The sequence below is a fragment of the Deinococcus indicus genome (assembly GCF_002198095.1).
Taxonomy (GTDB): Bacteria; Deinococcota; Deinococci; order Deinococcales; family Deinococcaceae; genus Deinococcus; species Deinococcus caeni.
The window spans coordinates 221,788-244,706 of the sequence record NZ_NHMK01000011.1; the positions used below are offsets into that span (position 1 = coordinate 221,788).

Here is a 22,919-nt window from a genome sequence, read left to right on the forward strand (position 1 = left end):
CCGTCCAGAGCGGCGTTCATGCGCCGTCCGCCAGCAGGTCGTCCGCGCTCATGCCCATGCGGGTGTCGAGGTCGGTCAGCTCCTCGCACAGCAGCCAGCGCTGCACCTGCCCATAGCAGCCTTCGTGCAGCTGGATGCGGGCGCGGGTCTGGATGACGCGGTAAGTGCGCATGGTGCCCATGCCGTGACCGGGGCGCATCTCTTCCAGTTCGAAGGTGCTGTCTTCGACCAGCCACGTCACGTCGTAGAGCAGGACGATGGCGGCCTTGTCCGGCCAGCGTCCCTCCGGTGTTTCCAGGCAGATGTACGTGCTGGCGTCCTTGGCTGCCGGGATCTTCGCTTCCCGGCCGTCCGGCATCCGCACCTTGGCGAACCGCTGGCTGTTCCCTCCGTCCCCGCTGGCGCGGCGGCGCTTCCCGGTGGCGGTCAGCTTGTCGGGCCGGGTCACGCCAGCACCTCGTCCTTAACTCTGCGCACGTGGTCCGGCGTGAGGTCTGCGCGGGTCAAGCCGGGCATGCTCTTCAGGCCCTCGTCCAGGTGTTCCAGCAGGACTACGACGCTGCGCATGATTCCGCCGGTCGCATCGTGCACGACCCGCAGCGTCTGGCCGCTGTACCCGTGCGGCTTGTACAGGCTCAGCAGGTCTGCTGCGGGAATGGGCAGGGGGTTGGCGCGGACCCACACGCGGCCCTTGATGTCACTGTGCCGGTCGATGACCCGTTCCAGGTGCGGGTGCCCGAACAGCACGAAGGTCACGCTGGACTGATCGGCGATGTACTTCAGCATGTCCAGCGCCTTGTAGTCGAGGCGGTGCGCTTCGTCCAGCAGCACGGTGCGCGGGTGATCACGCAGGTGCGCGATCAGCACGCTGGTGCGCACGCGCCACGCCTCACCCGCATCGATGCTCAGGACCTCGCACAGCCGCCCCACGATCTCGCGGGCGTTGAATTCGGGCGGCACCTCCAGCAGCACGGCGCGGGGGTTGGTCGCCCCGTACAGCTTGCAGCTGGTGCTCTTCCCGATGCCCTGCTGCCCGGCAACCAGGCAGAAGGGGCTCTTGCGTTTCACGGCGTAGTTGATGCGGTTCAGGATGTGCAGCACAGCCGGAGTGCTCATGACCGCAGGCGTGGCGGGCAGGTCCGCCGCGAGGGCCGGAGCCAGGGTGACAGCAGGCTCGCTCAGGACCTGAGTCATGATCGGGTTAGGGGCGGCAGTGGTGGTCGTGTCCGTCATTCGTTCTCCTCTTTGATCTGTTGCAGCAGGGCGTCCAGGTCGTCTACGGGGGCCAGGAACGCCTTCCCGAAGTCACCCAGGTCCGGCTTGACGGGCTCCGGGTTGATGGCCGCGCGGGCGGCGGGCAGGACTGGCGTGACGGCCTGCACCGGCAGTTCCCGGCTCAGCTGTGCCGTGACCATCAGGGCGGGGTCGGAGTACTCGGCAGCCAGGGCGTCCGCGTCACGCAGCGCGGCCTGTTTGACGGCCTTCTGCGCGCGGCGTTCGTCACCAGCAGCGACGCTGGCTGCGATGGTGGGAGCGGGGATCGCGTTGCCCAGCATTTCCAGACGGCCGGTGCGGGTGTCCTCCCAGGCGATCGCACGGCGGTCGTCACCCAGTGCGAACTGGTCTTCCAGCACTAGGACGTACAGGTCGCGGTACTGGGCGAGGCGTCCGCCAGGGATGGTCCAGGCCGTGTTGGCGACGCTGACCGTGCCGTCCGGGCGGACCTTGCGGCGGGTACGGCGGGCGAACAGCAGCAGCAGTTCCCCCGCGTCGAACTCCAGCAGCGTGCTGCCGGGCGCGCTCTGCTGGAAGTGCTCCAGCCGGGTCAGCCCGTCGACGCGCTTCTGGTGGTACTCCACGATCAGCCACGCCAGCACACTCTGCTGGTACTCCTGAATGGTCTGAAGGCGGTGCTGCGGGCCGGGGTCACGTCCGCCGTTGATCCAGCGCTCCGTGGCGGTACGCAGCTTCCGCAGTTCCTCGCTGCTGCGGTCTGCGGCGTTCTGACCGACGTACCCGACCATGGCCCGTTCCAGCTGGTGGAGCGTGCCGAAGAATCGTTCGATCGCCCCACGGGTGTGCGAGACACGCGGGATGCTGTGCACCAGATCGATGCCCAGCCCGGCGGCGATCCGGTGGAAGTGCTCGCTGCTGTAGGTTTTCCCGTTGTCGATGTACAGGCGGCGCGGGAGTCCGAACAGCGGGTACTGCGCAGCCAGCGGCCCGGACTTGCGCAGCAGCGACCGCATCAGCACCAAGTCCGCCTGCGTCTGGTCTTCGCTCTCGCTGAACGCGATGCCCATGATGCAGCCGCTGTACACGTCGATTACGGCCTGGACGCGGGGCCGGTAGATGCGGCCGGTCTCCGGGTTCACGACCTCCACGTCGCAGCGGGTCATGTCCAGCTGCCACATGTCGTTGGCGTGATTGGCGATGACCTGCCCGGTGTAGCTGCGCAAGAATTCCTTCCTGTCATCGGCGTTGGCGAACAGTAGCCGCAGGGTGGGGTGTTCCAGCATCATCTTCTTCACGCGACCCACCGTCGCGGCAGTCACCGTGATTTCCCGCCCGTTCCCCCGAGGCAGGGTCATGGCGTCCGGGACAGCCCGGACCAGGGTGCGGTGGATGAACGCCGTGCTGGTCGTGGGTGGATTGCTGACCAGCGCGGATACGACCAATTGCAGGGTTTCAAGGGGGATGCGGAAGCTGCCCGCATCGGCACGCCTGTGCCGCTTCAGGCCGTCCAGTCCCCCACGCTCTACACGTTCCACCTCCCGCCGGATGGTGCGGGTGCTCACGCCCCGCGCCTGTGCCAGCTGATCGATTGCGTCCGATCGGGTCTTCGAACCGGCGGGTGTGCTCAGGACTGGCAGCAGTTCCCGGTGCCGGTCCAGTACGTCCACGGTGCTGACGCGGTAATGCCCGGACGGCTGATTGGCTGGGTACTCCAGCAACACCAGCGCCGGGTCCATCTGAATATGCAGCCCGTGCATATGCGATTCACGCTCCATCACGATCTGTGATGGCGCGTGCTCTATGGGTTCCGGCGCAGATGTGTCAGCGGAGACCGGCTCAGACGACGTTAACGCGAGTTGATGGGGCGTGCTCCTCGTGATGGTGCGTGGTGATGGAGCGTGGGAGCACGCCCCATCACCCTCAAATTGATGGAGCGTGCCCTGGGGAAGCTCCCAGCCCAGAGTGGCGGGGTCATAGAAGGCCGTCTTGGTTGCGCCTGTGTCATGCCGCTGGATCACGTCCTCACGGAACGCGGGCGTGCCGGCCTTCCTGAGATTCGCCAGCTGCCGCTCGATGGTGGGTTTCGATTTCCCGAAGACCCGCATCAACTCCGTAAGGTTCAACAGCATGCCGCGCTGACTCATGTGGGGCATCCCTGACCTACCCCCTGCCCCACAGCGGCGTTAGCACCTCCACTTTTCTCCGCAACGGCGGAATCGATCTCGAAAAAAATAGGCTTCACCCGGAGCGCCTTCGACAGTTTCTGCACTGTCGTATGCCCCAGGCGTCGCCCTCGACTGCCACGGATTAAAGCGTTGATGTGCTGCACGGATAAGCCTGCGCGCTCAGCCAGGTCCGTCTGGGTTCTGATGCCCAGCTCCTGCATCCTCTGTTCGATTCTTGGTCCTAACATGCCACCTCCTTTTCCTCAGATGTGGAAATTTTAGTTCCGCAACTGAGGAAAATCAAGTAAGCTCTCTGGCATGGCAGTGAAGCCGCAGTCACAAACTCCAACCACCAAGACGGCCATTCGCCGTCAGAGAGGCCCACTCAACGCGCTAGTGGCCAACCGCATGCAGCAACTGAATCTCCCAAACGTCACTGCCTTCGCCGAATACGCAGGAATCAGTGAAAGCGTCATGTACGACATGCTCAACGGCAGAGTCGTCAACGGCGTCCTGATCATGCCCAAATGGCAGAGCCTCACCAAACTCGCCCAGGCGCTCAACAAGCCGACCCACGAAATCCTCTACCTCCTCGACCCTGAAGCCTACGGCGCAGGCACCGTCATCGGCGTCCAGCAAGTCCCCGTCTACATCGCCGGCAGCGTCGGTGCTGGCCCCGAACAGCTGCACGAGTCAGACGAAGTCGTCTACGTTGAAAAGCAGTTCGCTGACGGCCGCGACCTCGTCGCATTCCACGTGCGCGGAGACAGCATGGCCGGCGGACGTCACCCCATCTACAACGGGGACATCGTCATCGTCGACCGCCAGGTCGCCGGCGAAATCAACTTCCCAGTTGTGGCCCGCCTGCGCAACGACGGATACGTCGTCAAGCGCCTGCGCCCCGGCGGCATCCTCGACAGTACCAACCCGGAATACGACGATCCACACCAATCGATCATTGAGCCTGCGCGAGTCGATCACGTGACTGGCCGCGTCGTCCGAGTGATCGGGAACATGCTGAGCTGACCGCCACCCTCACTGCCAATCGAAAGGACCCTCACCAGGTGGGGGTCCTTTCCGTTGACACGTAATTCTTTTTATGACCTCGACAGGAACCCGAATCACTCAATTCCACCAGCAGCGAGGTTGACCGGAATGGATCAGAGAGGGGAGAGCGTCCAGCACGATGTCTGCCTGAAGATGTTCCGGTGTGTACCGGGTGGTTCCACTTGTTCCATTGACAAAGAGCACTGTTGAGGGATGGACAGAGAGCAGAGATAACCACATTTTTCTGCTGGGCTGGGCTGTGCGGTCTTCCTGAACTCTGTACCGAATTCATTGAACGGGCGTTCAAAGAATGTTAGCGTGCGGGCCATGAGCGACCCCTCCGCCCGCCCCAGCCTCGGCATCACCGCGCTGGGCATGTATGTCCCGGACCGCGTGGTGCCCAACGCGGAATTCGAGGCCCGCATCGACACCAACGCCGACTGGATCGAATCGCGCACCGGCATCCGCGAACGCCGCTTCGCGACGCCCGAGCAGTTCACCTCGGACCTGGGCGTGCTGGCCGTGCGCAACATGCTGGAACGCGACCCGCAGGCCCTCCAGGGGGTGGACGCCATCATCTGCGCCACCGTCAGCCCTGACGCGCTGATGCCGTCCACCGCCGCCCTGATCGGCATGCAGGTCGGCCTGGTCGGCGCGGCTGCCTTCGACCTGAGCACCGCGTGCAGCGGCTTCGTGTACGGACTGAGCGTCGCGCAGGGCCTGATCATGAGCGGCGCGGCCCGCCGGGTGCTCGTCGTGGGCGCCGAGGCCCTCAGCAAGATCGTGGACCAGGACGACCGCAACACCGCCATCCTGTTCGGGGACGGCGCGGGCGCCGCCGTGGTCGGCCCGGTCCCCGCCGGGTACGGCTTCCAGGAATTCGTGATGGGCGCCGACGGGAACGGCGGCTCCAGCCTGTACCTGCGCTGCGTGGCGCCCACCCTGCCCGGCGGCTTCGACATGGGCGACTCGGTCGGCATGAACGGCCGTGAGGTCTTCAAGTTCGCGGTGCGCGTGCTGGGCGAGAGCGGCGCGCAGGTCCTCGCCAAGAGCGGCCTGACCAGCGCCGACGTCCACTGGGTCATTCCGCATCAGGCGAACGTGCGGATCATCGAGGCCGCCATGGACCGCTTCGGGCTGCCCATGGAGCGCGCCGTCGTGAACCTCGACCGCTACGGCAACACCAGTTCCGCGACCGTCCCCATGGCCCTCGACGAGGCCGTGCAGGACGGCCGCGTGCAGGACGGACAGCAGCTGCTGCTGATCGCGTTCGGCGGCGGCCTGAGCTGGGTGGCGGGCACCATGAAGTGGTGGGACGGCGCGCCCAGCCTGAAGCCCGCCCAGACCGCCGGGGCGGGCGCATGAAGATCGCCGCACTGTTCCCCGGCCAGGGCAGCCACAGCGTCGGCATGGGCGCCGACCTGACCGCCGCGTTCCCAGAGGCCGCCGAGGTGTACACGCAGGTCGAGCATGTCCTGCCGGGTCTGCGCGCCGTGATCGAACAGGGGCCGCCCGACGACCTGACCCTGACCGCCAACCAGCAGCCCGCGCTGGTCGCCGCGAGCGTCGCCGCGTACCGCGCATGGCGGGCGCACACCGGTCTGACCCCTGCCTTCGCCGCCGGGCACTCGCTGGGCGAGTACTCCGCGCTGGTCGCCGCCGACGCCCTGAGCCTCGGGGACGCCCTGCGCCTGACCCGCCGGCGCGGGGAACTCATGCAGGCCGCCGTGCCAGTCGGCGCGGGCGCCATGAGCGCCGTCATGGGCGACCCGGCGGTCGTCGCTGCCATCTGCGCCGACACCGACGGCGTGCAGCCCGCCAATTTCAACGCGCCCACCCAGACCGTCATCAGCGGCACGAAAGAGGGCGTGGAGGCCGCGAACGCCGCCCTGAAGGCACGCGGCCTGAAAGCCATCCCGCTGAAGGTCAGCGCGCCCTTCCACTGCCCCCTGATGGACCCGGCCGCCAGTGGCCTCGCCCCGGACCTCCAGACGACCGCGTTCGCGCCGCCCGCCTTCCCGGTGTACGCGAACGTGACCGCCCAGCCGAACACCGATCCCACCGCCCTGCCGGGCCTGCTGACTGAACAGATCACCGGCGCCGTCCGCTGGGTCGAGACCATCCAGGCCCTCGCGGCGGCCGGCGCGGACGTGTTCGTCGAATTCGGCCCCGGCACCGTCCTGACCGGCCTCGTCAAGCGCATCCTGCCCGAAGTCCGCACCCTCAACGTCGGCACGGCCGCGCAGGTGCAGGACTTCACGCGGTGAATCTCACCGCGTTCCAGGACGCGCTGAACGCCCGTGGCGCGGAGGTGGCGGCGTTCTTCGCGGCCCTACCCGCACGGGACTTCACGCACGCCGTCCCGGAACGCTGGTCGGCCGCGCAGCACCTCGATCACCTGATCCGCTCGCATAAGCTTCTGGCGCTGGCCCTCTCCATGCCGCGCGACCGGTTCGGCTGGGGACAGCGCACGCCGCCCGGCAGCCGCAGCGCCGACGAGGTGCAGGCGGCCTACCTCGCCGCACTGCGAGGGGGCGTGAAAGCCTCAGGGCGCTTCCTGCCTGATCCGCAGGGCACCCCGGCTGAACTGGTACAGACCTACCGGGAATCGGTGGACCTGCTGGATCACCACCTCACCGTTTACTGCACCGATGCAGAGCTCCACAGGGCGACCCTGCCCCACCCGGCCCTTGGTGAAGTCACACTGGCCGAGATGCTGCACTTCACCCTGTACCACGATCTGCACCACCTACGCGGCGTGCAGAATGCACTCAATCCTCAAGCACTGGAGACCCAATGACCGAAACCCCCCGTAAAGTCGCCCTGATCACCGGCAGCAGCCGTGGCCTGGGCCGCGCCATGGCCCTCAAACTCGCGCAGGACGGCTTCGACGTCGCCATCCACTACGGCCGGAATGCCGACGAGGCCCGCAAGGTCGCGGACGAGGCCGCCACGCACGGCGTCCGCGCCGAGGTGTTCGGCGCGGACCTGACCGTCCCCGCGAACGCCGGCGCGCTCGTCGAGGACGTCATCAAAACCATGGGCCGCCTAGACGTCCTCGTGAACAACGCCGGGATCACGCGGGACACCCTCGCGATCCGCATGAAGGACGAGGACTGGGACGCCGTCCTCCAGACGAACCTGTCGAGCGCCTTCATCGCCTGCCGCGCCGCGATCAAGCACATGATGCGCGCCCGCTCGGGCCGGATCATCAACATCGCCAGCGTGGTCGGCCTGATGGGCAACCCCGGACAGGCGAACTACGTGGCCAGCAAGGCCGGCCTGATCGGCCTGAGCAAGGCGCTCGCCAAGGAGTACGGCGGGCGCGGCATCACCGTGAACGCCGTGGCGCCCGGCTTCATCGAGAGCGACATGACCGCGCAGCTCCCGGAGAACGTGCAACAGGGCTACCTGGGCAGCATTCCCCTGGCCCGCTTCGGGCAGCCGCAGGAGGTCGCGGCAGTCGTGGCGTTCCTCGCCAGTGACGCCGCCGGGTACGTGACCGGACAGACCATCGGCGTGGACGGCGGCCTGAACCCCCACTGAACAGGGCCGCGCCCCGCCGCGCCGGGGAGTTGAACCCCGTTCAGATCAGCCGACTCTCATGGGCGCCGCGTGTAGACTGGCGCAGACTTCAGTATCAGGAGGTACGAACTCATGGCAACTTTTGATGATGTGAAAGACGTGATCGTTGACAAGCTCGGCGTGGACGGCGACAAGGTGACCCCCGAAGCCCGCTTCGTGGAAGACCTGGGCGCCGACAGCCTCGAAACCGTGGAACTGATCATGGGCCTCGAAGACAAGTTCGGCATCACCATCAGCGACGAGGACGCCGAAACGATCCGCACGGTCCAGGCCGCCGTGGATTACATCGAGAGCAAGCAGTAAACGCGCCCGCCCCCCGACCATGGGGGGCGCAGGATGACGGGGCGGGGCGCGGTGCATTGCCGCTTCCCGCCCCCATCCGTTGCGTGACCGCACACCTGCCACGCCGCAGGTCGAACCAGCACCACCGCCAGCAGGTCGCGGCGCGCCCCGTCGCGCCGACCTCCGGCACACCAAAGGGGGGGATGCAGTGAGCGTCTCAGGGTTGAAACGGGTTGTCATCACGGGCCTCGGGCCGGTCACGCCGATCGGCGTGGGCGCGCAGGCCTACGCGCAGGCGCAACGCGCCGGACAGAGCGGCATCGCCACCATCACACACTTCGATCCGGCCGACACCGCCAGCCGGATCGCCGGGGAAGTCAACGACGACCTCTCGCCCTTCGTGGACCCCCGCGAGGCCCGCAAACTCGACCGCTACGTGCAACTCGCGCTGGCCGCCGCCGCGCTGGCCGTGCAGGACAGCGGCCTGACCGAAGAGGAACTGCGCGGCGAGGGCACCGGCACCATCGTCGGCAGCGGCATCGGCGGCGTGAAGACCTTCGAGGATCAGGCCGGCGTGCTGCACTCACGCGGACCGGGACGCATCAGCCCCATGTTCATTCCCATGATGATCGCCAACATGGCCACCGGGCACGTCGCCATGCGCTACGGCGCGACCGGCCCCAGCAGCACCGTCGTGACCGCCTGCGCCACCGGCACCGGCGCCATCGGCGACGCCGCGCGCTACATCCAGCTGGGCCTCGCCGACACCATGATCGCCGGGGGCAGCGAGGCCGCCGTCACACCCATCGCCATCGGCGGCTTCTCGAACATGAAAGCCCTGTCCACCCGCAACGACGACCCCCAGCGCGCCAGCCGCCCCTTCAGCGCCACCCGCGACGGCTTCGTGCTCGGCGAGGGCGCCGGCGTCGTGATCCTCGAGGAGTACGAGAAGGCCGTCGCACGCGGCGCGACCATCTACGCCGAGATCGTCGGGTACGGCACCAGCGCCGACGCGCACCACATCACCACGCCCGCCCCCGAGGGACGCGGCGCGCAGGTCGCCATGCGCATGGCCCTGCGCACCGCCGGCGTGAACCCCGAACAGGTCGGGTACATCAACGCGCACGGCACCAGCACGCACTTCAACGACCTGCACGAAACGCAGGGCATCAAGCACGTGTTCGGCAAGCACGCCCACACGCTGGCCGTCAGCTCCACCAAGAGCATGACCGGCCACCTGCTCGGCGCGGCCGGCGCCATCGAGGCCATCGCCGTCGCCCAGGCCCTGCGGGACGGCATCCTGCCGCCCACCATCAACCTGACCGACCCCGACCCGGAACTCGACCTCGACTACATCCCCGAAGGTGCCCGCGAGGTGCAGGTCGAGTACGCCCTGAGCAACTCCTTCGCGTTCGGCGGCCAGAACGCCGCACTGCTGTTCAAGCGCGTCTGATCCGGATTCCGTTTGTTTCGCTGACAATCCGGAACTTCACCGGATTGCCAGCTCCACGTCCGGAACCCGTGTTTCTCCTGCTCTGCGGGGCAGCTCTACGAGTCGCATCCGCTCGGATTGAATGGGCTGCAAAGGCCATTCAATCCGAGTCTGTCTGATCCGGACCCGGATGGAAGGGTCGTTGCAGCCCCTTCCATCCGGGTGAAACAAACGAAGTCCGTATCAGTCTTGACCCTGGCGGGCCGCCCTTCATCCGGAGGGGCGGCCCGCTGCGTTGCTGTCACCCATCCGTTGAGGTGGTGTTCATGAGCGACCCCCCTGGTCATTTTCGCTTGGCGAGACGCCCGGTCAGCTCTAGACTTCTTCACAAACTGCCTTCTGCCGGCTTCTCCCGTTGCGCTGCCGTCTGTGCGCCTTTCATCTCTTCAGGTGACGTGATGTTTGAAACTCCCCAGGTTCCCGCCCGTAAGAAGCCCAAGGCTCAGGCCGCCGCGCCCACCCAGGCCCGGACGCCCGCCTCGTCCGCGAAGACCAGGATGGGCGCAGGCAGCCCCAAGGGCAGCCACAAAGGGGCGGGCAGCAAGGCGTCGGGCAACAAGGGCACCGGGGGCAGTCGGACGGCCAAAGCTGCCACCGCGCGGCCGGGCCGCACGCCCGTCACGCATCCCACGCCCCGTCCTGCCACGCCACAGCGGCCGTCCCTGAACCCCAACTCGCTCAAGGGCCGTCCCGCCAGACCGACCGCTGCCGCCCCGCCCCGCGAGGCCGGGGGCGTCATGGGGTTCTTCCGCAAGCAGCTGACAGGCCTGCACGCCAGCGCCGCGAAGAATCTGCCGGGCCTGCTGGAGGGCGCGAAGAAGGTCGTCAAGGGCGCTGCCGGCTTTGTGAAGAACCCCGTGAAGGGCGTCGCCAACGGCATTGCTGCCGCCGGGAAGTTCGCCGGGGCGAAAGTCGAGCAGTTCAGGAAGTGGTACGCCACGCCGGAAGGCAAGGCGAAATTCTGGAAGGGCGTCGCCCTGACCGCTGTGGCCGCCGCCACCGTCGCCACCGGCGGGGCGCTCACGGCTCCCGCGCTGGCCCTAGCGGCCGGGATCAGCGCCGGGGGCGGCATTGCCGCGCAGGTCGTGGAGAACAGGGTTTTCAACGCCGCCGCGAAAGCCAAAGCGCAGAAGGAGAAGGCCTACAAGTTCAAGGAACGCGCCACCTTCCAGGGCGTCACCGCCAGGAGCATCGCCGTGGACGCCATCGTGGGCAGCGTGGGCGGCCCCGTATTCAAATTCGCCGGGAAGGCCGTGGTCGGCGCGGGCCGCGCCCTCGGCAAGGGCCTCACGCCCGCCGCGCGGGGACTGGCGCACCTCGCGCAGGGCGCCCTGAAAGGCAGCGGGAAAGCCGCCGCGACCCTCGCCGGGCGCGTCCTGCCCGCCGGTGCGAAAACGGTCCTGAAGAACGCCGGGGAGCTCGCACAGAAGTACCTCACGCAACCCGTGGGCCGCGCCGCCACGAACGTCAAGAACGCCGTCACCACCGGCGTCAGCAACGCCGCCGCGAAGGCCGGATCCGCCGCCCGCAAGGTCCGCGTCATGACCACCCGCCGCGCCCGGCAGGCCCACGCGTACCTGAAAGCCCAGACACCCACCCTGCGGAAACTCGCCAGCAAGGGCGCAGGCGCCATCACCGGCACCGTCCGCAAGGGCGTGCAGGGCCTGCGCACCCTCGACCGCACCCTCCTGACGGGCCTGCGCAACCACGTCCGCCAGAGCCCCATCCTGAAAGCCGCCAGGAAACTGAGGGACGCCGTGGACGGCGCCGGGAACACCCTCAGCCGCCGCCTCACGAACGCCCGCGTCAAGGCCGCCGACCGTGTGGATGCCTGGAAAGCCAGCCTGGGCGGCAAGATCAGCCAGACCAGCGTCGCCCGGCACGCCCGCCACCTCAAGGAAATCACCGTCCAGCGCCTCGACGACCTGATCGCCCGCAACCCCGACGGGCACGTCGCCAAGGCCATCGTGGAATTCCGCGCCAGCGGCGCGGCCATCCGCACGCACCTGAACAAGGTCTGGACGGACGCCAGCCACGACCTGAACAAGGACCTCTCACGCCTGCTGGGCCGCCACGGCAGCGTCCAGGCGGACTTCAAGGCCCTGGCCGAGCAGGGCGCCCCCCTGACATACCAGGCGGAAGTCGCCCACGCCCGCGCCCTGGCCGAGAAACGCCTGCGGGACAAGGTCGCGCAGGACACCGAGGCGGCGCTGCTGGCCCAGCCGAGCGCGCCGGGCGTCACGGTCAGTCCGGCGGTCATCCGGCAGCGGGCGCAGGCAGCGGCGGAGGACGCCGTAAAGAAATCGGCCGACCTGCTGACCCGGCAGGCCGAGACGTTCGTCGCCCGGCACCCGTCCACGGGCCTGCAGACACTCGCCATGAAAACCGAGGCGCTGAACGCGTCGAAGAAGGCCATGGAGCGATACTTCGGGAAGAACGCCGCCGATAAGGGCGCGTTCGAGCGGCTGGGCATGGCGCTGACCACCCCGGCCCGCGTGCCGATCAACGAGCGGATCGAGAAGTACGACAAGGTGATTCAGGCGCTGCGCAGCACGACGCCGCTGGCGTCGATGGTCACCCTGGGTTCGGAGGCCGTGGACGAGGTGCTCAGCAAGGCCGCCGAGTCGGCCATCGCCGCGCCCGTGAAGGCGAAGGCGAAGGAACTCAAGGGCGAGAAGGACGAGAAGCCTAAGAAGAAAGCCACCGAGGAAGAGGCCAGTGGCCTCCTGAAGGTCGCCGAGGACATCCTGAAGGAAGTCTTCCCCAGCCTGAACCCGGATGAACTTCTGGATGACACCGCCAAGCAGCTGAACCTGAAGGCCGACGACTGATGTTCGGCCTATTCAAGAAAAAGCAGGCGGAACCGCACCTGCGTCAGGGTGTCGAGGTGGGGGAGATGCGCGAGAACGCCCTGACCACCGTGGCGACGCTCGCTGCGGCTGGCGGTGAGCCTCACTCGTTCCAGCAGATCGGAGAGGACACCGCCACCTTCACCTACCGCGATCTGACGGTCACGATGCCCATTGTGGCGAACCTCCTCGGTCTGTCGCTGACGACCCGCGTGCCGGAGTGCAACATTCTGCGGGCGGGGTCGGTGGCGGAGAAGGCGTTCGCGTACCGCTGCATCGATCACGTGTGCGCGACGTGTGCGGGGGTGCGGGCGCAGTTCGATCCGGTGTCCGGCGAGCTGGTGCTGGGTGTGGAGTCTGCGGGCTTCGACCGGCAGTTCCGCGCGGACACGCTCATCGACGTGGCGCTGTTCATGCTGGAGGAGGGCGTGATGGCGGCGCGGGCGTACCTGGGGCTGCCGTTCACGGAGGCCGTGCGGCCCAGCGTGTCGCAGTGGCTGGGCGGCTTCCATTACGGTGAGGGGTTCAACGTGTACCCGACGGCGTCGGATGCGTTCGCGGTGTTCATGCGCAAGAAGTACCAGGCCGAGGAACTCAGTCGGGACGCGACGTCGATTCTGCTCGCGTCGGGGCCGCTGCGCTTCGACGTGCGGTTCTTCGGGTGGCGCTTCGGGTACATGGTCGAGACGGCCACGCGCGGTTTCCGGCACGCCGTGATGGATGACGGGCAGTACGTGCGGATTCAGGAGCGGCTCGCGCAGTCGGTGCGGGAGCCGGGGAACGCGGCGGACAGCGGCTGGAACTTCCGTGACCCGGCCGGGTCGGCCATCGCGTACTTCCAGCCGGACGGGACGTTCGTGGTGGGCGAGTACGGGTTCGGGAACGCGAAGACCGAGGAGAACGGCGCGGCGTTCGAGCGGGTGGCGACCCGGCACCTGCTGAACATGCGGTACATGACGTTCCTCGCGGAGGAATTCCCGGAGGAGCTGTACTCGGACGAGGCGAACCGACCTAACTAAGAAGTCCATCCGCCCCGGCGTGGGCGGGTGCATACCGGAGGAATGACATGGCTGCGCAGACGGTGAAGAAGAAGGTCGTGAAGGTCGCCCCCCCACCCCGGTCGGCGGCCCCCCTGCCGGAGGGACTGGCGGCGGTGCGGGACGCGCTGGGGGAGCTGGGGTTCGTGGTGCAGGCTGACGCGGAGTCCGGGCTGGCGTTCATGTTCGAGGGCGGGCAGTACTACGTGCCCGCGCAGGGGGACGACGCGGGGTTCTATCACCTGCTGTTCCCGAACTTCTGGCCGCTGGAGTCCGACGAGGAGTACGGGCAGGCGCTGTTCGCATGTGACGCCGTGAACCGCGAGGCGAAGCTGGTGAAGCTGCACACCGTGGACGGCGACGTGTGGGCGGGCGTGGAGGCCCTGCACGCGCAGCCGCAGGAGTTCGTGGCGGCCCTGCCGAGGTACCTGTCGTTCGTGCAGGAGGCGGTGCGGGCCTTCCGGGACGTGATGCTCGCCGCGCAGGAGGCGGGGGACGCGGAAGTGATTGAGGACGCCCCGGAGGCGCGGCCCGAACCGGTGGCCTGAGCCTGTCGGCGGCACGCGGGCGCAGCGAGGCGGGCCGTGCTGTAATGCGGTGACGCCCCGCTGACCTTCACCCCGTTTACTGCTCAAGGAGTCATGACTGTGCCTGCTGAAAAGTCCCCGCCCGCCCGTTCCGTTTCCTCTCGTGGTCGCCCCCGGCGCAAGGAGGAGGGCGCTGCGGGAGAAGTGCGGACGCACCGCGCCGTCGCCAATGCCCAGAGCCCGTTCCTGAACCGGGAGCTGTCGTGGCTGGCGTTCAACGAGCGGGTGCTGGCCGAGGCGCGGGATGAACGCAACCCGCTGCTGGAACGCCTGAAGTACACGGCGATCTGCGGCAGCAACCTCGACGAGTTCTTCATGGTGCGCGTGGCGGGCATTCACCGGCAGATCGCGGCGGGCGTGAACGTGCCCGGTCCGGACGGCCTGCAACCGCGCGAGACGCTGGCGCTGGTGCGCGAGCGGACGCAGGTGATGCTGCGCGAGATCGAACGGACGACCCGGCGGGTGCTGCGGGACCTGCACGCGCAGGGCGTGCGGCTCACGCGGGTGCATGACCTGGGCAAGCGGGCGCGGGCGCAGCTGCGTGAACATTACCTCGCGGAGATCCAGCCGGTCCTGACGCCGCTGGTCGTGGATCCCAGCCACCCGTTCCCGTACCTCAGTAACCTCAGCCTGAACCTCGCGGTGCTGCTGGACGCCGGTGACGGCGAGGAACCGGATTTCGCGCGGGTGAAGGTGCCGGTGGGCGTGCTGCCGCGCATCGTGGTGATCGGCGAGGCGCTGCTGCTGCTCGAGGACGTGATCGCCGCGCACATCTCGGAGCTGTTCAAGGGGCGGCGCGTGCTGGCCGCGCACGCCTTCCGCGTGACCCGTAACACCGACTACGAGTTCGAGGAAGAGGAGGCCGAGGACCTGCTCGCCACCATCGAGGACGGCCTGCGCCGCCGCCGCTTCGGTTCGGCCGTGCGGATGGAAGTCATGCGCGACACCCGCCCGGAGATCATCGAGTTCCTGCAGCTGCGGCTGCGGCTGGCGCCCGAGGACATCTACCTGCTTGAGGGACCGCTGGGCACCGCCGACCTGATGGGCCTGCCCGTGAACCGCCCGGACCTGTCGTACCCGGCGTACGTGCCGGCCGTGCCGGACCTGGATGGCGACGAGGACAGCGGCATCTTCGAGACGCTGCGCGCCGGGGACGTCGTACTGCACCACCCGTACGACGGTTTCACGAACATCCTGGATTTCCTGGAGGAAGCCAGCCGTGACCCGCAGGTCCTGGCGATCAAGCAGACGCTGTACCGCACCGGGGACGACCCGCGCCTGCTGGGCGCGCTGCGTACCGCCGCCGAGAACGGCAAGCAGGTCGTCGCCCTGATCGAACTGAAGGCCCGGTTCGACGAGCAGCGCAACATCTCGTGGGCCAGGAAACTGGAACGGGCCGGGGCGCACGTCGTGTACGGCGTGCCGGGCCTGAAGACGCACGCGAAGGTCGCGATGGTCGTGCGGCGCGAGGCGGGCGGACTGCGCCGTTACGTGCACATCGGGACCGGGAACTACAACGCCAAGACCGCGCGCCTCTACACGGACCTGAGCCTGCTCTCGGCGCACCCGGACCTGGGGGCGGACGTCGCGGAACTGTTCAACCACCTGACCGGGTACGCCACGGCCGAGTACACGCACCTGCTCGTCGCGCCGGATACCGCCCGGCCGGGGCTGGAGGCGCTGCTGGAACGCGAGGCCACGCACGCCCGCGCCGGACTGGACGCCTGGGTGCGCGTTAAGGTCAACCAGCTGACCGACCCCGGCATGATCGACGCGCTGTACCGCGCGGCCGGGGCAGGCGTGCGGATCGAACTGATCATCCGTGGCGTGTGCTGCCTGCGTCCCGGCGTGAGCGGCCTGTCGGAAAGCGTCCGCGTGCGCAGCCTGCTGGGCCGCTACCTGGAGCACGCGCGGGTCTTCGCGTTCGGGAACGCCGGAAGTCCCGAGGTGTACTTCGGCAGCGCCGACTGGATGAGCCGCAACCTGGACCGCCGGGTCGAGGTGATCGCCCCCGTTCTCGACGACCGCCACCGCGACACCTTCCTGAGCATCCTGGACACCGAGTGGGCCGACACGCGCGGCTCCTGGGAACTGAACCCGTCCGGGGAGTACGAGAAACTGCCGGGCGACTTCAGCGCCCAGCAGGCCTTCGCGGCCTCCCGTCACCCCGCCTGATAACAGGCCAGAGGCGGTGGCGGGGCAGAGGGGGGCAGCCGAGATTCAGCCGCCCCCTCTGCCCTCGCTGCGCGCAGCAAACGGGAACTCCCGGCCAGACCACGAGGGTCCGGCCGGGAGTTCCCGTTCAGGGTGGGGGCTCAGGCGCGCTGGCCCGAGCGTCCCGCTTAGCCCTGGTTGTCTTCGGTGGTGTCGGCCTGCGCCTCGGGGGCGTCGGCCTTCTTGTCGCCGCCCAGACCGAACTGCGCGAACAGGTCGGCGTACACGTCGCCCAGCTTGGTGCTGATCTTGCCGCCCTGGCTGGCGTCCTTGGCGTTGTACGCGTAGTCCGCGTCGCCACGGCGTCCGCCACGGCCACCGGCGCGGGGTGCGCCGCCCTGGCCGCCGCTGTAGCGGTCGCTGCGGGCGCCGCCACCCTGGCTGACGTAGTCGCGCTGGGTGGGGACGGGGCCGCCGCCCAGGAAGCGACGACGGCTGAGGCTGGCGCGCTGCTCGACGGGGTCGATGTTCAGGATGACGGCTTCGATCTCGTCGCCCTTCTTGAACAGGTCGGCGGGGTTGTTGACGCGCTGCACGTCGAGTTCGCTGATGTGGATCAGGCCCTCGATGCCTTCTTCGATCTCCATGAACACGCCGAAGTCGGTCATGCCGGTGATCTTGCCCTTGACGGGGGTGCCGGGCGGGTAGCGGTCAGGCAGGGCGCTCCAGGGATCGTCGGTGGTCTGACGGATACCCAGGGAGATGCGGCGGTCCTTCGGGTCGATCCGCAGGATGACGGCCTCGACTTCGTCGCCTTCCTTCATGACTTCGTTGGGGTGACGCACGCGCTTGGTCCAGCTCATCTCGCTGACGTGAACCAGGCCTTCCAGGCCGGATTCCAGTTCGATGAAGGCGCCGAAGTTGGTGAGGTTCGTGACCTTGCCGCTGACCTTCTGGCCGATGCTGTAACGGTCGGTGGCGCCTTCCCAGGGGTCCTGGGTGAGGGCCTTCATGCTCAGGTTGATGCGCTCGCGGCCGCCGTCGACGTCCATGACCTGCACCTGCACCTTGTCGCCCACCTTGACCACGTCGCGGGGGTGGTTGAAGCGGCCGTAGGTCAGTTCGCTGCGGTGAACGAGGCCGTCGATGCCGCCCAGGTTCACGAACACGCCGAAGTCGGTGATTTCCACGACTTCACCCTCGAACTGCGCGCCGGCTTCGAGCTGGCCGACGGTTTCTTCGCGGGCCTTGGCTTTCTGGGCTTCGAGGATGGCGCGGTGGCTGATGATCACGCGGTTGCGCTTGCGGTTCAGCTCGATGAGCTTGACCATCAGGGGCTTGCCGACGTAGGGGTCGAGGTCGTTCACGCGGCGCGTGTCGACCTGGGACGCGGGGAGGAAGGCGCGGATGCCTTCGACCTGCGCGACCAGACCGCCGCGCACCTTCTCGAGCACCTCGACTTCGAAGGCCTCGTCGGCCTCCTGCATCTTCTCCAGGACGCGCCAGCCCTTGTCCTGATCGGCGCGCTTCTTGCTCAGCACGATCTGGCTGTTGGGCAGGTCGACGCGCACGACGTACGCTTCGATCTGCTCACCGGACTTGTACATCTCCTGGGCCTGTTCCAGCGTGACGGGCTCGTCGCCGAGCTGGTTGAGGGGGATGATGCCCTCGACCTTCGCACCGATGTCCACGGCAATGCCTTCCTGGCCGATGAACACGATGGTGCCGTCCACGATGTCGCCACGCGTGACGCTCTGGGGCTCCTGCGCCTCACTGGCGAGGATGTCCTCCATGGTCATGGCGGGGTACTCGCGCTCCTCCACGGGGGTGGGAACGCTGGTCTGGGTGGTGCCCGTCGCGGGCTGAGTCCCGCCTTGCTGGGCGGGGGTCTGGGTGTTGTCTTCCATGAACTCCTGTCCTCCTGGGCGCGTCTCACTGCGGACGACGCGCCAGCCTGATACCTGTCTTCCGTGCGAGCCCGGCCCTGGGGCCAGGGGTGCATACGGCGCGGCAACACCTCAGTGTACCAGAGTCAAAGGACTTGCGGCAACTGCGGTCTGTACGCGGTCCAGCGAGTCCTGGCCCGCGTTCGCCCTGGCGGGACTCCGGCGCGCCGCAGGGGGGGAGGCTTGACGGGCCGGCAGACCTGTGGCTATACTCCCTCACGCTTCCCCCCAAGGGAAGACGGCCGGAAGCGACACCGGTCGGGATTCCACCCCGTTGGGGCATCGTCTAATGGCAGGACACCAGTCTCTGACACTGTCGATCTAGGTTCGAGTCCTAGTGCCCCAGCCAACCGAAAGAACCCTGTCTCCGGACGGGGTTTTTTCCTGTTTTCCCGCCCGGTGTGGCGGCGGGTGCCCTCGCCTTCACATGCCATCTTGAGGACCGGTTCACGCCCGCCCCCCGTGGCAGCGCTTCCAGCGGCGAGCTGAATTACACTGCGGGGCATGACCCAGACCATGCCCGAGTGGTACAAGAGTGCCGTCTTCTACGAACTCTCGGTCCGGACCTTCGCGGACGGCAACGGCGACGGCAAGGGCGACTTTCCCGGCCTGACCGGCAAACTCGACTACCTGAAGAACCTCGGCGTGGACTGCCTGTGGCTGCTTCCTTTCTACCCCAGCCCCCTGCGCGACGACGGCTACGACGTGGCCGACTACACCGATATTCACCCGGACCTGGGCACCCTGGAGGACTTCAAGGTGTTCCTGCGCGAGGCCCACGCCCGCGGCCTGCGTGTGATCGGGGACCTGGTCACCAACCACACCAGCAGCGACCACCCCTGGTTCCAGGCGGCCCGGCGCGGCCCGACCCTGCCCGACGGCAGCCCCAACGAGTACCACGACTACTACGTCTGGAGCGACACTGGTACCGAGTACGCGGGAGCGCGGATCATCTTCACGGACACCGAGACGAGCAACTGGACGCTGGACGAACAGACCGGCCGGTACTACTGGCACCGGTTCTTCTCCAGCCAGCCGGACCTGAACTTCGACAACCCCCGCGTGGTCGAGGAACTGCTGTCGGCCGCGCGCTTCTGGCTGGACCTGGGCGTGGACGGCTTCCGGGTGGACGCCGTGCCGTACCTGATCGAGCGCGAGGGCACCAACTGCGAGAACCTGCCCGAAACGCACGACATCCTGAAACAGATGCGCCGGCTGGTCGATCAGGAGTACCCCGGCCGCCTGCTGCTGGCCGAGGCGAACCAGTGGCCCGAGGAGGTCGCCGAGTACTTCGGGACCGAGCAGGACCCGGAATTCCACATGTGCTTCAACTTCCCGGTCATGCCCCGGCTGTACATGAGCCTGAAAAAGGAGGACACCACCTCCATCCGCGAGATCATGGACCGCCTGCCCGCCATTCCCAGCTTCGGGCAGTGGGCGACGTTCCTGCGCAACCACGACGAACTGACGCTGGAGATGGTCAGCGACGACGAACGCGCCTTCATGTACGCCGCGTACGCGCCGGACACCCGCATGAAGATCAACGTGGGCATCCGCCGGCGTCTGGCGCCGCTGCTGGACAACGACCGCCGCCGCATCGAACTGCTGAACACCGTCCTGCTGGCCCTGCCCGGCAGCCCAATCCTGTACTACGGCGACGAGATCGGCATGGGCGACGACCTGTCGCAGTCCGACCGCAACGGCGTGCGCACGCCCATGCAGTGGAACGCCGGCATGAGCGGCGGCTTCTCGACCGCCACGCCCGACCAGTGCTTCTTCCCGCCCATCAGTGACGCCGTGTACGGCTACGCCCGCGTGAACGTGCAGAGCCAGGAACAGGACCCCAGCAGCCTGCTGAAATGGACCGCCCGGCAACTCGAACTGCGCCGCCGCCACCCGGCCTTCGCCACGGGCGAGTTGCAGTTCATCGACACCGACAACCCCGCCGTGCTGGCCTTCACGCGCCGCACCGCCGACGAGACGCTGCTGATCGTCAGCAACTTCGCCGGGAACGCCCAGGCCGTCCACCTGAACCTGGGCGAGCACGTGGGCCGCACGCCCGTCACGCTGGCCGGCGGCAGCCACTTCCCGCCCGTGACCGAGGCGGCGTACCCCATGATCCTGGGCAAGTACGACTACTACTGGCTGCGCCTGAACTGAACCCACCGCGCACAGAAGGCCCGCCGCGCTGAACGCGGCGGGCCTTCTCTGGTGCCTGCTGGGTCAGCCGTTCAGGCGAGCCGTGACCTCGACGAGGCGGCGGGCCTGATGGGCGATGGTGGCGCGGTCCTCGTCGCTCAGGGGTTGGCCGCCGGCCGTGACGCTGGCGCCGTAGGGGTTCCCGCCGGACGCGAAGATGACCGGGTCGGTGTAGCCGGGCGGCACCAGAATGGCGCCCCAGTGCATGGCGGTGGTGTACAGGGTCATCAGGGTGGTTTCCTGGCCGCCGTTGGGGTTCTGGGCGCTGGTCATGGCGCTGAAGGTCTTGTTCGCCAGTTTGCCGGTGCCCCACAGTCCGCCGAGCGTGTCGATGAAGGCGCGCACCTGGCTGGCCGCGCCGCCGAAGCGGGTGGGGCTGCTGAACAGGTAGGCGTCGGCCCATTCCAAGTCGGCGGGCGTGGCGGTCTGGACGTCGGCGCTGCGTTCCTGCTGGGCCTTCCAGGCGTCCTGGGTGTCGATCACGGCCTGGGGGGCCGTTTCCGGCACCTTCAGCAGGCGCACCTCGGCCCCGGCGGCGCGGGCAGCTTCGGCAGCCACCTGGGCCATGGCGTGATTGGTGCCGTAGGTGGAGTAGTACACGATGGCCAGCTTCACCGGGGTGGGGTTCGTCATGAGGGCAGTGTATGCAGGCCCGGAAAATAGTTCAACATCAAGGCATTTAACATTGGTTTACTCTTTTCTCACCCGGCGCCTGCGCCCCTCCCACCCGGCTCTGCTCGGGGCGAACAGCCCGAACAGCCACCCCATCGGAATCCGGCTATCGGCAGCCACAACGAACCCTCCCCCGTCACGGAAGGCACAGGGCCGTCCCGTGAACAGGGGAGAGAGGGAGCAGAGTGAGGGAATCAACCCACCCGGAACGACCGCGCGGAGGCCCGCACGGGCTCCGGATCAGATCCGGACCGTCACCCGCGCCCCGTCGTCCTCAAGGTGGACCGAGTCGATGAACCGGACCACCCGCGTGGCGTACCCCATGACCAGCGTGTGCGTCCTGGCGCCGCCACCGAAGCGGCGCACGCCGCTCAGCAGCTCGCCGTACGTGATGCCGGTCGCGCTGAACACCATCTGCGACCCCGGCGCCAGATCGTTCGTCCGGTACACGCGTTTCTCGTCCACGCCCATCGAGGCGAAGCGCTCACGCATGGCGTCGTCCTCGGCGATGAAGCGCCCCTGAATCTCCGCGCCCAGGCACTTCATGGCCGCCGCCGACAGCACCCCTTCCGGCGCGCCGCCCGACCCCATCAGCGCGTGGACGCCGGTGCCGCGCACCCCGACCTGCAGGCTGGCGACCACGTCGCCGTCACCGATCAGTTTCACGCGGGCGCCCGTGGCCCGCACCTGCCGGATCAGGTCCGCGTGCCGCTCGCGGTCCAGGATGGTGATCATCAGGTCGTCCACGTCGCGTTCCAGGCTCTGGGCCAGCACGTTCAGGTTCGCCTCGACCGGCCAGTCCAGGTTGACCTTCCCGGCGGCGGGGGGCGGCACGACCAGCTTGTCCATGTAGCAGTCCGGCGCGTGCATCAGGCCGCCCCGTTCGGACAGGGCGATCACGGCCAGCCCGTTCGGGAGGCCCTTGGCGGTCACGACCGTGCCCTCGACCGGGTCCACGGCGATATCCACCTCGTACTGCCCGCTGCCGACCTGCTCGCCGATGTACAGCATGGGCGCCTCGTCCATCTCGCCCTCGCCGATCACGACCGTGCCCCGGATGTCCAGCGAGTTCAGCAGTTCCCGCATGGCCTCGGTACCGGCGCCGTCCACGGCGTTCTTGTCGCCCATGCCCATGAAGCGACTGGCGGCCAGCGCCGCACCCTCGGTCACGCGGGCCGTTTCCAGCACCAGCGCGTGCTCGAAGTGATTGGTGCCCGCGCGCGTCTCCGCGCTCTGCTCGGAACTCCTGTCCGCGCCCTTCTGCCGTTTGACCGTCATGCACCGAACGTAACACGGCCCACATGAGGCGCGGCGCTGGGAACGATTCCATCCCCACGCGCCGCGTGTCACCCGCCGGGGGAACGGCCCCCGCCGCCCCGTTATCCGGATTCCGTCTGTCCCGTTGACAGATCGGAACACCACCGATCTGCCCACTCCACGCCCGGAGTCCGTATCACCTCAGGACGCCCGCCCACACCAGCAGCCCCCACAGCACCACCGGAATCGCCAGCGACCCCACGATCAGCTTCAGCAGCCGCCACCAGTCGTTCAGGAACTCCTTCATGCCGCCCAGCGTAGCAGCCGCCCGCCGTCACTTCCGGGTCACCCGTCACCGGGCGGCGCCCCGGACCAGCCCTTCACGCTGTCTTACCGCAGGTGCCCGCGCGG

Annotated in this window: 19 protein-coding genes and 1 tRNA gene; 13 read left to right on the forward strand and 7 right to left on the reverse strand. The window is 68.0% G+C overall.

Annotated features, from left to right (window positions below):
- Window positions 1–16 precede the first annotated feature (16 nt).
- The 4 genes from CBQ26_RS09270 to CBQ26_RS23140 all read right to left on the reverse strand — a co-directional run bounded on the left by CBQ26_RS09270 (window position 17) and on the right by CBQ26_RS23140 (window position 3,649).
- The gene (locus CBQ26_RS09270) at window positions 17–448 is read right to left on the reverse strand and encodes a hypothetical protein (RefSeq protein ID WP_172418005.1); all 432 of its coding nucleotides are present in this window, start codon (window positions 446–448) and stop codon (window positions 17–19) included.
- Entirely contained in the window at window positions 445–1,233 is a 789-nt protein-coding gene (locus tag CBQ26_RS09275) for an AAA family ATPase (protein WP_088248343.1), read from the reverse strand. The genes CBQ26_RS09270 and CBQ26_RS09275 overlap by 4 nt, the downstream gene beginning before the upstream one ends.
- Window positions 1,230–2,993 carry a DDE-type integrase/transposase/recombinase gene (locus CBQ26_RS09280; protein ID WP_172418006.1) on the reverse strand — a complete coding sequence of 588 codons (1,764 nt, stop codon included), beginning with the start codon at window positions 2,991–2,993 and terminating at the stop codon, window positions 1,230–1,232. The genes CBQ26_RS09275 and CBQ26_RS09280 overlap by 4 nt, the downstream gene beginning before the upstream one ends.
- A gap of 383 nt (window positions 2,994–3,376) precedes the next feature.
- On the reverse strand, window positions 3,377–3,649 hold the full coding sequence (locus CBQ26_RS23140) for a helix-turn-helix domain-containing protein (protein WP_088248345.1): 273 nt from the start codon (window positions 3,647–3,649) through the stop codon (window positions 3,377–3,379).
- 70 nt (window positions 3,650–3,719) lie between these two features.
- Between CBQ26_RS23140 and CBQ26_RS09290 the strand changes: the two genes are divergently transcribed.
- The 11 genes from CBQ26_RS09290 (at window position 3,720) to ppk1 (ending at window position 16,455) form a co-directional block, all read left to right on the forward strand.
- The gene (locus tag CBQ26_RS09290) at window positions 3,720–4,427 is read left to right on the forward strand and encodes a LexA family transcriptional regulator (protein WP_172418007.1); all 708 of its coding nucleotides are present in this window, start codon (window positions 3,720–3,722) and stop codon (window positions 4,425–4,427) included.
- 348 nt (window positions 4,428–4,775) lie between these two features.
- Window positions 4,776–5,813: a beta-ketoacyl-ACP synthase III gene (locus CBQ26_RS09295; protein WP_088248346.1), complete on the forward strand. Its 1,038-nt coding sequence runs from the start codon at window positions 4,776–4,778 to the stop codon at window positions 5,811–5,813.
- A complete protein-coding gene (gene fabD / locus CBQ26_RS09300; protein ID WP_088248441.1) occupies window positions 5,810–6,715 on the forward strand; it encodes an ACP S-malonyltransferase in 906 nt (301 codons plus the stop codon). Before CBQ26_RS09295 ends, fabD begins: the two co-directional genes overlap by 4 nt.
- Complete coding sequence (locus CBQ26_RS09305; protein WP_172418008.1) at window positions 6,712–7,248, forward strand: DinB family protein; 537 nt, start codon at window positions 6,712–6,714, stop codon at window positions 7,246–7,248. Before fabD ends, CBQ26_RS09305 begins: the two co-directional genes overlap by 4 nt.
- Window positions 7,245–7,994, forward strand: coding sequence for a 3-oxoacyl-[acyl-carrier-protein] reductase (gene fabG, locus CBQ26_RS09310; RefSeq protein WP_088248348.1), 750 nt, complete (start codon window positions 7,245–7,247; stop codon window positions 7,992–7,994). The genes CBQ26_RS09305 and fabG overlap by 4 nt, the downstream gene beginning before the upstream one ends.
- Before the next feature lie 111 nt (window positions 7,995–8,105).
- Window positions 8,106–8,336, forward strand: coding sequence for an acyl carrier protein (gene acpP / locus CBQ26_RS09315; protein ID WP_088248349.1), 231 nt, complete (start codon window positions 8,106–8,108; stop codon window positions 8,334–8,336).
- Window positions 8,337–8,538: 202 nt separating this feature from the next.
- The gene (gene fabF, locus CBQ26_RS09320; protein WP_373297124.1) at window positions 8,539–9,768 is read left to right on the forward strand and encodes a beta-ketoacyl-ACP synthase II; all 1,230 of its coding nucleotides are present in this window, start codon (window positions 8,539–8,541) and stop codon (window positions 9,766–9,768) included.
- Window positions 9,769–10,205: 437 nt separating this feature from the next.
- Window positions 10,206–12,638 carry a hypothetical protein gene (locus tag CBQ26_RS09325; protein ID WP_143342041.1) on the forward strand — a complete coding sequence of 811 codons (2,433 nt, stop codon included), beginning with the start codon at window positions 10,206–10,208 and terminating at the stop codon, window positions 12,636–12,638.
- Window positions 12,638–13,675 carry a hypothetical protein gene (locus tag CBQ26_RS09330; protein WP_088248352.1) on the forward strand — a complete coding sequence of 346 codons (1,038 nt, stop codon included), beginning with the start codon at window positions 12,638–12,640 and terminating at the stop codon, window positions 13,673–13,675. Before CBQ26_RS09325 ends, CBQ26_RS09330 begins: the two co-directional genes overlap by 1 nt.
- A gap of 47 nt (window positions 13,676–13,722) precedes the next feature.
- On the forward strand, window positions 13,723–14,241 hold the full coding sequence (locus CBQ26_RS09335; protein WP_088248353.1) for a hypothetical protein: 519 nt from the start codon (window positions 13,723–13,725) through the stop codon (window positions 14,239–14,241).
- Between the two features lie 93 nt (window positions 14,242–14,334).
- Window positions 14,335–16,455, forward strand: a complete 2,121-nt coding sequence (gene ppk1 / locus CBQ26_RS09340) for a polyphosphate kinase 1 (protein ID WP_088248354.1) — start codon at window positions 14,335–14,337, stop codon at window positions 16,453–16,455.
- A gap of 167 nt (window positions 16,456–16,622) precedes the next feature.
- Here the strand turns inward: ppk1 and CBQ26_RS09345 are convergent, their stop codons facing one another.
- Complete coding sequence (locus tag CBQ26_RS09345) at window positions 16,623–18,341, reverse strand: 30S ribosomal protein S1 (protein ID WP_088248355.1); 1,719 nt, start codon at window positions 18,339–18,341, stop codon at window positions 16,623–16,625.
- A gap of 314 nt (window positions 18,342–18,655) precedes the next feature.
- Here CBQ26_RS09345 and CBQ26_RS09350 point away from each other — a divergent pair.
- Both CBQ26_RS09350 and treS read left to right on the forward strand, forming a co-directional pair.
- A tRNA-Gln gene (locus tag CBQ26_RS09350) sits at window positions 18,656–18,729 on the forward strand.
- A 155-nt stretch (window positions 18,730–18,884) separates the two neighbouring features.
- On the forward strand, window positions 18,885–20,540 hold the full coding sequence (gene treS / locus CBQ26_RS09355) for a maltose alpha-D-glucosyltransferase (RefSeq protein ID WP_088248356.1): 1,656 nt from the start codon (window positions 18,885–18,887) through the stop codon (window positions 20,538–20,540).
- A 63-nt stretch (window positions 20,541–20,603) separates the two neighbouring features.
- Here treS and wrbA read toward each other — a convergent pair whose 3' ends face one another.
- Together wrbA and glpX are read right to left on the reverse strand one after the other, a co-directional pair.
- Window positions 20,604–21,212, reverse strand: a complete 609-nt coding sequence (wrbA, locus tag CBQ26_RS09360; RefSeq protein ID WP_088248357.1) for an NAD(P)H:quinone oxidoreductase — start codon at window positions 21,210–21,212, stop codon at window positions 20,604–20,606.
- A gap of 279 nt (window positions 21,213–21,491) precedes the next feature.
- Complete coding sequence (glpX, locus tag CBQ26_RS09365) at window positions 21,492–22,529, reverse strand: class II fructose-bisphosphatase (RefSeq protein ID WP_244898010.1); 1,038 nt, start codon at window positions 22,527–22,529, stop codon at window positions 21,492–21,494.
- Window positions 22,530–22,919: the final 390 nt, after the last annotated feature.